8 protein-coding genes are annotated in these 9,951 nt (G+C 67.3%); all 8 read right to left on the minus strand.

Annotated features, from left to right (window positions below):
* Position 1: 1 nt before the first annotated feature.
* On the minus strand, positions 2–1,600 hold the full coding sequence (locus QMK24_RS20305) for an ABC transporter substrate-binding protein (RefSeq protein WP_283467791.1): 1,599 nt from the start codon (positions 1,598–1,600) through the stop codon (positions 2–4).
* 108 nt (positions 1,601–1,708) lie between these two features.
* Positions 1,709–3,049 carry an oligopeptide/dipeptide ABC transporter ATP-binding protein gene (locus QMK24_RS20310; protein ID WP_283467793.1) on the minus strand — a complete coding sequence of 447 codons (1,341 nt, stop codon included), beginning with the start codon at positions 3,047–3,049 and terminating at the stop codon, positions 1,709–1,711.
* Complete coding sequence (locus QMK24_RS20315; protein WP_283467796.1) at positions 3,033–4,094, minus strand: ABC transporter ATP-binding protein; 1,062 nt, start codon at positions 4,092–4,094, stop codon at positions 3,033–3,035. The genes QMK24_RS20310 and QMK24_RS20315 overlap by 17 nt, the downstream gene beginning before the upstream one ends.
* Positions 4,091–5,140, minus strand: a complete 1,050-nt coding sequence (locus tag QMK24_RS20320) for an ABC transporter permease (RefSeq protein WP_283467798.1) — start codon at positions 5,138–5,140, stop codon at positions 4,091–4,093. Before QMK24_RS20320 ends, QMK24_RS20315 begins: the two co-directional genes overlap by 4 nt.
* Positions 5,140–6,150: an ABC transporter permease gene (locus QMK24_RS20325; RefSeq protein ID WP_283467801.1), complete on the minus strand. Its 1,011-nt coding sequence runs from the start codon at positions 6,148–6,150 to the stop codon at positions 5,140–5,142. Before QMK24_RS20325 ends, QMK24_RS20320 begins: the two co-directional genes overlap by 1 nt.
* Before the next feature lie 38 nt (positions 6,151–6,188).
* Positions 6,189–7,748 carry an ABC transporter substrate-binding protein gene (locus QMK24_RS20330; protein ID WP_283467804.1) on the minus strand — a complete coding sequence of 520 codons (1,560 nt, stop codon included), beginning with the start codon at positions 7,746–7,748 and terminating at the stop codon, positions 6,189–6,191.
* A 372-nt stretch (positions 7,749–8,120) separates the two neighbouring features.
* On the minus strand, positions 8,121–8,822 hold the full coding sequence (locus QMK24_RS20335) for an HAD family hydrolase (protein WP_283467806.1): 702 nt from the start codon (positions 8,820–8,822) through the stop codon (positions 8,121–8,123).
* A gap of 131 nt (positions 8,823–8,953) precedes the next feature.
* The coding region (locus QMK24_RS20340) for a vitamin B12 dependent-methionine synthase activation domain-containing protein (protein ID WP_283467808.1) at positions 8,954–9,951 on the minus strand (998 nt) is incomplete at its 5' end.

Raw genomic sequence — 9,951 nt, forward strand, 5'->3', positions numbered from 1 at the left:
ATCAACCCGTGACACCCCGCCCGAGCTCCCAGAACTGAGTGGTGGTGGAGGAGTTGAGCGCCCATTCCACGCCGGTGATGTCACTGCGGGCAGCGATGTACTGCTTGCCCTGCCACAGCGGCAGCATCGGCACGTCCTGGGCGATGATCTTCTGAGCGTTCTCGAAATCACTGATGGTGGCGCTGCGCTGCGACTGCTGCCGGGTCTCCGGGATCACCTGTCGCTGGATGACATCGCTCTGGTAGGGCAGCTTGAGGAAGTTGTCCCTGTCGAAGAACGGAGCGATGTAGTTGTCGGGGTCCGGGAAGTCGGGCAGCCAGCTGAGAGCGTATGCCGCGTACTTGTGCTTCTTCACCTGGGTCAGGAAGACGTTCCACTGCTCGCTCTTGAGCGTGACGTCGAACAGTCCGCTGGCGTCCAGCTGCCGCTTGATCGCCTCGGCCTCCTCCTTGTTGCTGGAGCCGGCGAGGTCTTTGCGGTACCAGTAGTCGAACGCGACCTTCCCGTCGATCCCGGCCGCGTGCAGCAGCGCCTTGGCCTTGGCCGTGTTCGGGTCGCCGTAGGCCTTGAAGAACGAGTTGGCGTGGCCGGTGATGCCGACCGGGACCGGCGAGTACAGCGGCTCGGCGGTCCGCTGGAAGACGTCGCGGGTCAGCGTCTGGCGGTCCATGATCTGCGCGATGGCCTGCCGGACGGCCTTCGGCCGTACCGCCGCGTCCGTGGTGTCGAAGAACAGATAGCGGGCCTCGGTGCCGGCCGCCTCGGTGAGCTTGACGTCCTTGGTGCCGCCCTTGAGGAGCCGGTTGATCTGGTCCGGCCGCATGGTGCGGGTGGCGACGTCGACGGTGCCGCTCTTGAGCTCGGACTCCATCGTGTCCGCGGACGAGAACATCCGCAGCTCCACCTTGCTGTTGTTCAGCTTGAGGGTGCCCTGGTAGTTCGCGTTCCGGCTGAAGACCGCCCGGTCTCCCTGCTTGAAATCGTCCAGCGTGTACGGGCCGGAGCCGACGATCTTGAAGCCCTCGAACGGCTTGTCCTTGGCGTAGACGTGGCTGTCGAGGATGGCGGCGGCGGGTGTGGCCAGTTTGAGCGGGAAGGTGGTGTCGGGCGCCTTGAGCTGGAAGATCACGGTGTGGTCGTCGGGCGCCTGCACGGTGCTGACCCCGGCGATCAGCGAGGCGGGACCGTTGTCGCTGTTGATCGCCAGCATGCGCTCGACCGAGAACTTGACGTCCTCGGCGGTCAGGGCATGACCGTTGGAGAAGGTCAGCCCCTTACGGAGCGTGCACTGGTACACCTGGCCCCGCTGGTCGGTGAAGCCGCACTTCTCCGCCGCGTCGGGTTCCGGATTGGTGCCGCTGCGCGGGTAGCGCAGCAGCATCTGGAAGGTGTTGTAGAAGACGTTCCACGTGGCGCTGTCGTACGACGTCGCCGGGTCCAGAGGGGCCGGGTTGTCCTTGGTCAGCGTGATGCTGTCCGTGGTTCCCACGACGATGGGCTTACCGCTGTTCGCACCGCCACTGTCCGACCCGCCGCATGCGGCGAGCCCGGGTGCCAGCACGCCCAGAAGGGCGGGCAGCACCAGTAGCTTACGGTTCATCCTCGTCGTTCTCCCTTTGGTGTTTCCAGCGCTCAGTCGATCCGTCGTGGTTCCCTGGCGGACGACGCGGCGCCTGCGCCGTCCGCCACCTTGCCGCTGATGATGCGGTTATTCTCGGGATCCGGGGTACAGGTGGCAGGCCACTTGGACATCCGTTTCCGGCAACAGGTTCAGCCGCGGGTCCTGTGATGGCGAGAACTCCACCACGGCCCGGCCGCCTTCGGCGTGCATCGTGATCACGCCTCGCCAGAAGGGCTCGCGCGGTTCTGCCGCGGAGGCCTCCTCACGAAGCCGGCGGAGGTATTCCAGCACATCTTCCGCGGTGTGCCCCCGGCCGGGGGTGACTGCGGCGGATGTGAGACCGGGTTCGGAGAGCGCGTCGAGATCGCCGAAGAGCGCCCTTTCCTTGCCGGCCTCCGCCATCGGCAGTTCCAGCCAGCGGCGTTCCAGCAGGCCACGCAGGTCGCGGGCCTCCCAGCCGCAGCCGGCGAGCGCGACCGGGCAGCGCGGGTGGAAGGAGCAGCCGAGCGGCGGCCGGGCCGCGTCCGGAATCTCGCCGCGCAGCAGTTCGCGTTCGACGGCGAGTGTCGGGTCGGGCTCGGGGATCGCCGCCAGCAGCGCCTTGGTGTACGGGTGCTTGGGGTCGGCGAAGACCTCCGCGGTGGGCCCGTACTCCACGATCCGGCCGAGGTACATGATCGCGATGGTGTCGCAGAAGAACTTCGCGCTGGCCAGGTCGTGCGTCACATAGACGTACGTCAGGTCCAGGTCCCGCTTGAGGTCCAGCATCAGCTGCAGGATCTTGGCGCGGACGCTCATGTCGAGCATGGAGATCGGCTCGTCGGCGACGAGGAGCTCCGGCTCGGCGATGATCGCGCGGGCCAGCACGGCCCGCTGCTTCTGGCCACCGGACAGGTCACCGGGGAACTTCGTCAGATACCGCTCGGGAGGGGTCAGACCGACCCGTTCCAGGGCGTGGGTGACCTTGGCGTCATACTCCTCCTCGCTGCTCACCAGGTTGTGGATGCGCAGCGGGTGGCCGACGGCGGTGCGGATGTCCATCGCCGGGTTGAGGGAGGCGTGCGGGTCCTGGAAGACCATCTGCAGCTTGCGGCGCAGCGGGCGGAGCCGGCGCTCGCCGTACTCGGTGATGTCCTCGCCGCGGTAGCGGATGGCGCCCGCGGTGGCCCGGTTCAGGCCCAGCAGGGTGCGGCCGAGGGTGGTCTTCCCCGAGCCGGACTCGCCGACCAGGCCGAGCACCTCGCCCTTGCGCAGCGTCAGGTTCACTCCGTCGACGGCCTTGACCGCACCGGCGGTCTTGCCGACGATGCGGCCGAGGAAGTTGCCCCGCATGCCGAAGTGGACCTCGAGGTCCTCGATCTCGACGAGCGTCTCGCGGTCGGCGAGCGCCACGACACCGGTCGCGTCCGTATCAGGCTTCGTCGGCATCGCTGATCTCCTTCACCGCGGCGAGCGGCTCGCGCCCACCCGTTCCCAACTCGTCGGCCAGCGAGGGGTCGGCCTCGATGCCCTGATGCCAGCAGGTGCTGTGCACACCGGACGGCAGAACCACCTCGGGCGGCTCCACCTTCGCGCATCCCTGCATCGCCACCGGGCAGCGCGGATGGAACCGGCAGCCCTCCGGAGGGTGCACCAGGTCCGGGGGACTTCCCGGGATGTAGTGCAGTCCGGTGGTGGAGAGCGAGATCGTGGAGCGGAGCAGCTCCTTGGTGTAAGGGTGCTGCGGGTTGGCGAACACCTCGCGGGCATCGCCCTGTTCGACGATATGACCCGCGTACATCACCGCTACCCGGTCGCACGCTTCGGCGACGATACCGAGATTGTGGGTGATCAGCACAAGGGATGTGTCGAAGTTCTTGCGCAGATCCGCAAGGATCTTGATGATCTGTGCCTCGACGAGGACGTCCAGAGCCGTGGTCGGCTCGTCGGCGACGATGAACGCCGGGCGCAGCACGAGGGCGAGCGCGATCATGATGCGCTGGCGCATACCGCCCGAGAACTCGTGGGGGTAGCTCTCATAACGGCTGGCCGGGATGCCCATACCGCGCAACGCCTCGATGGCGCGCTCGCGCAGTTCCTTCTTCGAGAGCTCCTTGTGGTGGGTGTGCAGAGCCTCCTCGAAGTGCTGGGAGATCTTCATCAGGGGGTTGAGCCGGGTCATCGGCTCCTGGAAGATCAGCCCGAGGTCGGGTCCGCGGAGCTTCTGCAGCTCCTTGGGCGACATGCCGACGAGGTTGCGGCCCCTGCCGCCCTTGCTGTTGAGGATCACTTCACCGTCGACGGCGGCGACGGAGGGCGCCAGGCCCAGCACGCCGCGGCCGAGGGTGGACTTGCCGCAGCCGGACTCGCCGACCAGGCCGAGTGTCTCGCCGGGGCGTACATCGAAGCTGACGCCGTCGACGGCCCGGACGGGTCCGCGCTCGGTTCCGTACCAGACGCGCAGGTCGCGGACGGAAAGGACAGGTTCGGTCATTTCGCGGCCTCCCCTTCTTCTGCAGTTTCGGCGGTGACGACGCGGCGGCGGTTGAGCTGGGGCAGCAGCACCTTGGTGATCCGGCGGCGGCGCATGGTCGGGTTGAGGACGTCGTTGAGACCCTCTCCAAGCAGCGTGAAGCCGAGGATGGCGATCACCATGGCGACGCCCGGGTAGACGGTGGTCCACCACATGCCGGCACTGGCGTCGTCGATCGCGCGGTCGAGGTCGTAGCCCCACTCGGCGGCGTCGGTGGGCTGGATCCCCAGACCGAGGAAGCCCAGGCCGGCCAGGGTGCCGATGGCGTCGGCGGCGTTCATCGTGCCGATGACGGGCACCGACTGGATGACGTTGCCGAACAGGTACTTGCGGATCACCACGGACGGCTTGGCGCCCATCGCGCGGGCAGCCTCCACGAAGGTGGCCTCACGCGCGGAGAGCGCCGAGGCGCGGACCACGCGGAAGTACTGCGGGATGTAGACCACGGTGATCGACAGCGCGGCGGTCACCACGCCTCCGCCGGTGATACCGGAGAAGACGAAGCCGGTCACGATGGCGAGCAGCAGATACGGGAACGCGAACAGCGCGTCCATGACCAGCACCAGGATGCGGTCGAGCCAGCCGCCGAAGTAACCCGCCAGCAGGCCCAGGAGGACGCCGAGGATGAGCGAGAAGACGACGGCGAGGACCATCACCTCCAGCGCGGTGCGGGCGCCGTAGACGGTGCGGGAGAGCACGTCCAGGCTCTGCACGGTGGTGCCGAACCAGTGGTCCCCGTCCGGAGCGCCCTGCTTCGGGAAGTTCTTGCCGCCGGACTGGTACGTGTCGAAGCTGTACGGGGCTATCAGCGGGGCGAAGACCGCGGTGAGCACAAAGAGCAGCGTGAGCACCGCACCGGTCCACAGCATGAACTTGGGCACGCCGTGTGCCTGCCGGACAGCGATCACGATGCGCCGAAGACCGCCGAAGCGGATGGACTTTCCGGTGCCCGGGGCCTGGGGGGTGATCTCCGGGCCGAGCGGAACGGGGAGTGTTGTCTGGGCCATCAGTACCGCACCCTCGGGTCGATCAGCGCGTTGACGAAGTCGATCAGCATGCTGATCACGACGACGACGAGGGCGAAGACTGTGACGATGCCCTGGACGGCGACGTAGTCGCGCTGGGTGATGTAGTCGATGAGCTGGCGGCCGATACCGGGCCAGTTGAAGATCTTCTCGGTGAGGACCGCGCCGCTGAGCAGCATGGCGACCTGGAGGCCGAGCACGGTGATCACCGGGATCATGGCGTTGCGGAAGGCGTGCCGTGCGACGACGGCGCTCTCCTTCACGCCACGGGCGCGGGCCGCCTCGATGTAGTCGCCCTGCAGCGACTGGATGAGGTTGATGCGGATCATGCGGATGAAGACACCGACGATCAGCAGGCCCAGCGCGACCGAGGGCATGATCAGGTGGGTGGCGATGTCGCTCACCGCGTCCCAGTCGCCCGCGATCATGGCGTCCACGATGAGGATGTGGGTCTGCGTCGGCACGTTCAGCTGCACCAGCGGGGAGGCCTGGCCGGAGGTGTCGCCGAAGGCGAGCTTCAGCATCGGGCCGGCGACGATGACCGGTACGGCGTAGGTGAGGATGCCGAAGAGCCGGCCCCCCACGTCGACCGCGCTGTCCCGCAGCCGGCCTGCGAGCAGGCCCACCGGGATGCCGATGACGGTCGCGAAGACCAGCGCGCCGAAGGTCAGGGTGAGGGTGGCGCCACCGTTCTCGATGATGATGTCCCGCACGGTGCGGCGGTCGGAGAACGTGGTGCCGAAGTTCAGGGTGACGACGGACTTCAGGTAGTCCCAGAACTGCTGGTATATCGGGGCGTCGAAGCCCGCGGCGTGCCGTCGGGTAGCGAGTTCCGCCGCGCTGAGCTTGCCGCCCTGGGAGGCCGAAATGGGATCACCGGGGGCCACCCGCATCAGGACGAAGACCATTACCAGCAGGATGAGGACCATGGGTATGGCGAGCGCGATCCTGATGAGGATGTAGCGGCGCAGTGACCCGGACTGCTTGCTCATGGAGGGGTGTCTTTCTTAGCCGGAGTGGCGGCCGGCCGTCACTTGCCCGTCGAGAGTTCGTAGAAGCGGAACATCGTCGGGTCCAGCGCCTTGTCCACGCCGGTCACACCGTCACGCACGACAGCGGTCTGCTTGCCCTGCCAGACCGGGATGATCGGGGCGTCCTCGGCGACGATCTTCTGGATCTCGGCGAAGGCCTCGTTGCGCACCTTGGGGTCTGCGGTGCCCTGCTCGTTGACCAGCAGCTGCTGAACCTGCGGGTTGTCGTAACCCGTGCCCAGGAACGGCGTCTTGCCGAGGAACGGCGACACGTCGTTGTCGGCGTCCGGCAGGTCGGGGAACCAGCCGATCATGTACGAGCCGTAGCTGCCGGCCTTCTCGTCCTTCTGGTACTGCTGCCACTCGGTGGAGGCCAACGTGACCTTGAACAGGCCGGAGGCTTCCAGCTGACGCTTGATCGCGGTGGCCTCGTCGGCGGCCGCGGCACCGTAGTGGCTCGGCGTCCAGGTGTAGGACAGCGCAACCGGGGCGGTGATACCGGCGGCCTGCAGGATCGCGGCGGCCTTCTCATTGGACGGAGCGCCGTACTTGTCCTTGAACGCGTCGGTGTGACCGTCGATGCCGTTGCCGACCATCGAGTAGAGCGGGGCGACGGTGCCGTTGTAGGCGTCCTTCGCTATGCCCTCGCGGTCGATGACCTGCGCGACGGCCTGGCGGACCGCCTTCTGGTCGGACGGCTTCACCTTCGCGTTGAAGACGAAGTAGCGCTTCTCGGTGCCCGTGCCCTCGACGACCTTGACGCCCTGGGTCTTCTTCAGATCCGCGGTGTCGGTGGGCGAGAGAGTACGGAAGGCCGCGTTGACCGTGCCGTTCTTGACGGCCGCCTTCAGCCCGGAGGCCTCGGCGAAGTACTGCAGCACGAACTGCTCGTTCTGGAGCTTCACCGGGCCGCTGTACTTCTTGTTGGCCAGGAAGGACGCCTGCTGCTTGGCGGTGTACTTGTCCAGGGTGTACGGGCCGGAGCCGATCACCTTGGTGCCGGCCAGCAGCTTGTCCGCCGGGAAGGTCTTCTCGTCGACGATCGCACCGGCGTCGGTGGCAAGCACCGACGGGAAGGTGGAGTCGGCGCTCTTCAGGTGGAAGACCACCTGGTCGGCGCCCTTGGCCTCGGTCGATTCGAGGGTGCCGAAGAGGCTGACCGGGCCGTTCGGATCCGCGATCTTGAGCATGCGGTCGAACGAGAACTTGACGCTCGCGGCGGTCAGCTTGTCACCGTTGGAGAACTGAAGCCCGGACTGCAGGGTGCAGGCGTAGGTCTTCGGGTCGGTGAAAGCACACGACTTGGCGGCGTCCGGCTCAGGCTTGGTGCCACCCGTCGGGAAGCGCATCACCTTCTGGTAAACGCTGTCGATGACCTCCCAGGAGCCGTAGTCATACGCTCCTGCCGGGTCGAGCGACGACACGGAGTCGATGGTCCCGACGATCACGGCGCCCTTGCTGCCGGACGCCGAGCTGTCCTTGTTGCCACCGCACGCGGTCACACCGACGGCCAGGAAGGCCACGGCAGCTGCGGCGACGACACGCTTAGTACGTGACATCTAGTGATTCCCCTTGCTCAAATGCCGGTCGTTCGATTCGGCATTGACCAGTCAGGACACTAGTGGGAACGGTCTAGTCCTCTAGAACACGGAGAAGTTGAGGCAGTATCACATCCCGATAACGGCACACCCGGTACCGATATGCGGACGACGGAACGATACGCCCCTCTGTGTCGCAACCCGGACACAACGCCGCGCCGCTTGCACCCATTTGACCATCCGGATCATGCCCTTCCGCAGGTGTCGACCGACTGGGGAGTGACAAAAATCACCTGGCCGAAAATGAGCCGGTACAGAATTCAGCCACCGCATTCGTTACGGGGAATGAGCGACCGGACGCCCAGAGTTTCGAAACTATTCACCGGAATACGCTCAGTGAACAGTCGCATTCAGAGAGCGCAGAAAAGGCACGCTCAGCTGCTCCAGTGAGCCCACCACGGTCCGGCCGGGGGCTGCCGCGATCCGGACGATCGACGGCACCGCGATGACCTGGCAGCCCGCCGCCTCGGCGGCCGCCACACCGGTCGGCGTGTCCTCCACGACCACGCACCGGGCCGGCTCCGCGCCGAGCCGGGCGGCGGCGATCAGATACGGATCCGGGTACGGCTTGGTGCGGGCCACCTCGTCCCCGGCGAGGGTGAACGCGAAGTTCTCCGCGCCGAGCGAGCGCAGCACCGAGTCGATGATGTGCCGGTGCGAGGCCGACACCAGCGCGGTGGGCACCTGGTGGGCCGCCAGCTCCGTCAGCAGCCGGCGGGCACCGGGCATCAGCGGAACGCCCCGGGCGATCAGCTGGGTGAAGCGCGCGTTGATCGCGTCGGACAGCTCGGGCAGCGTCAGCTCCGTACCGGTGACGGCCATGAGGTGGCCCACGCTGCGGGTCATCGGGCCGCCGATCACGATCGCGCGGTGCTCGCTGTCCAGGACGTGGCCCAGCCCGGCGAACACCTCGACTTCCGCGGCCCACCAGATGTCCTCGGTGTCCACCAGCGTGCCGTCCATGTCGAGGAGCACGGCCTGCAGCCCGCGGCCTTGGGCCGAACGGGTGTCGACGGCGGGAATGCTACTGGTCATGCGCACCACTCCTCAACGGGTCCAGAGGGGCACAAAGGCCGGTCGCACGCGCCCACGATCGTGGGGCGGCGACCGGCCTGTGCCGGACCGTCAAGTGTACGTCTCGCGGCTAACTGCCGCCCAACGGGCGCTTAACGCGCGTTGAAGTACTTCGCCTCCGGGTGGTGGATGACGATCGCGTCGGTGGACTGCTCGGGGTGCAGCTGGAACTCCTCGGACAGCTTCACGCCGATCCGCTCCGGCTCCAGCAGCTCGGCGATCTTCGCCCGGTCCTCGAGGTCCGGGCACGCACCGTAGCCGAGCGAGAAGCGCGCGCCGCGGTATTTCAGGGCGAACATGTCCTCGACCTCGTTCGGGTCCTCGCCCGCGAAGCCCAGCTCGCTGCGCACCCGGGCGTGCCAGTACTCGGCCATGGCCTCGGCGAGCTGGACGGACAGACCGTGCAGCTCCATGTACTCCCGGTAGGCGTTTTTGGCGAACAGCTCGGCCGTCGCCTCCCCGATCCGGTTGCCGACCGTCACCACCTGCAGACCCACGACGTCGGTCTCGCCGGAGTCCTCGGGGCGGAAGAAGTCCGCCAGGCACAGCCGGCGCCCACGGCGCTGGCGCGGGAAGGTGAAGCGGGTCCGCTCACTGCCGTCATCGCCCAGGATGATCAGGTCGTCGCCCTTGGAGACGCACGGGTAGTAGCCGTAGACCACGGCCGCTTCCAGCAGACCGTCGGTCTGCAGGCGGTCCAGCAGTCCGCGCAGCCGGGGCCGGCCCTCGTTCTCCACCAGCTCCTCGTACGTCGGACCGCCGGCGCGGGCCTCCTTCAGGCCCCACTGGCCCTTGAAGAGCGCACCCTCGTCCACCCAGGACGCGTAGTCCTTGAGCGGAATGCCCTTGATCACGCGGCTGCCCCAGAACGGCGGGGCGGGCACCGGATTGACGACCGACACATCGGAACGGATCTGCCCGAGGTTGGCCTCCGGCTCATCCTCCACGACGCCCTCACGCTTGGGCACCCGGCGCTGCTTGAGCTCGGGCAGGGTCGCGCCCGGGACGCCGCGTTTGACCGCGATCAGCGCGTCCATCAGGCGCAGGCCCTCGAACGCGTCGCGGGCGTAGCGCACTTCGCCCTCGTAGA

The sequence above is a fragment of the Streptomyces sp. PH10-H1 genome (genome assembly GCF_030063355.1).
Classification (GTDB): Bacteria; Actinomycetota; Actinomycetes; order Streptomycetales; family Streptomycetaceae; genus Actinacidiphila.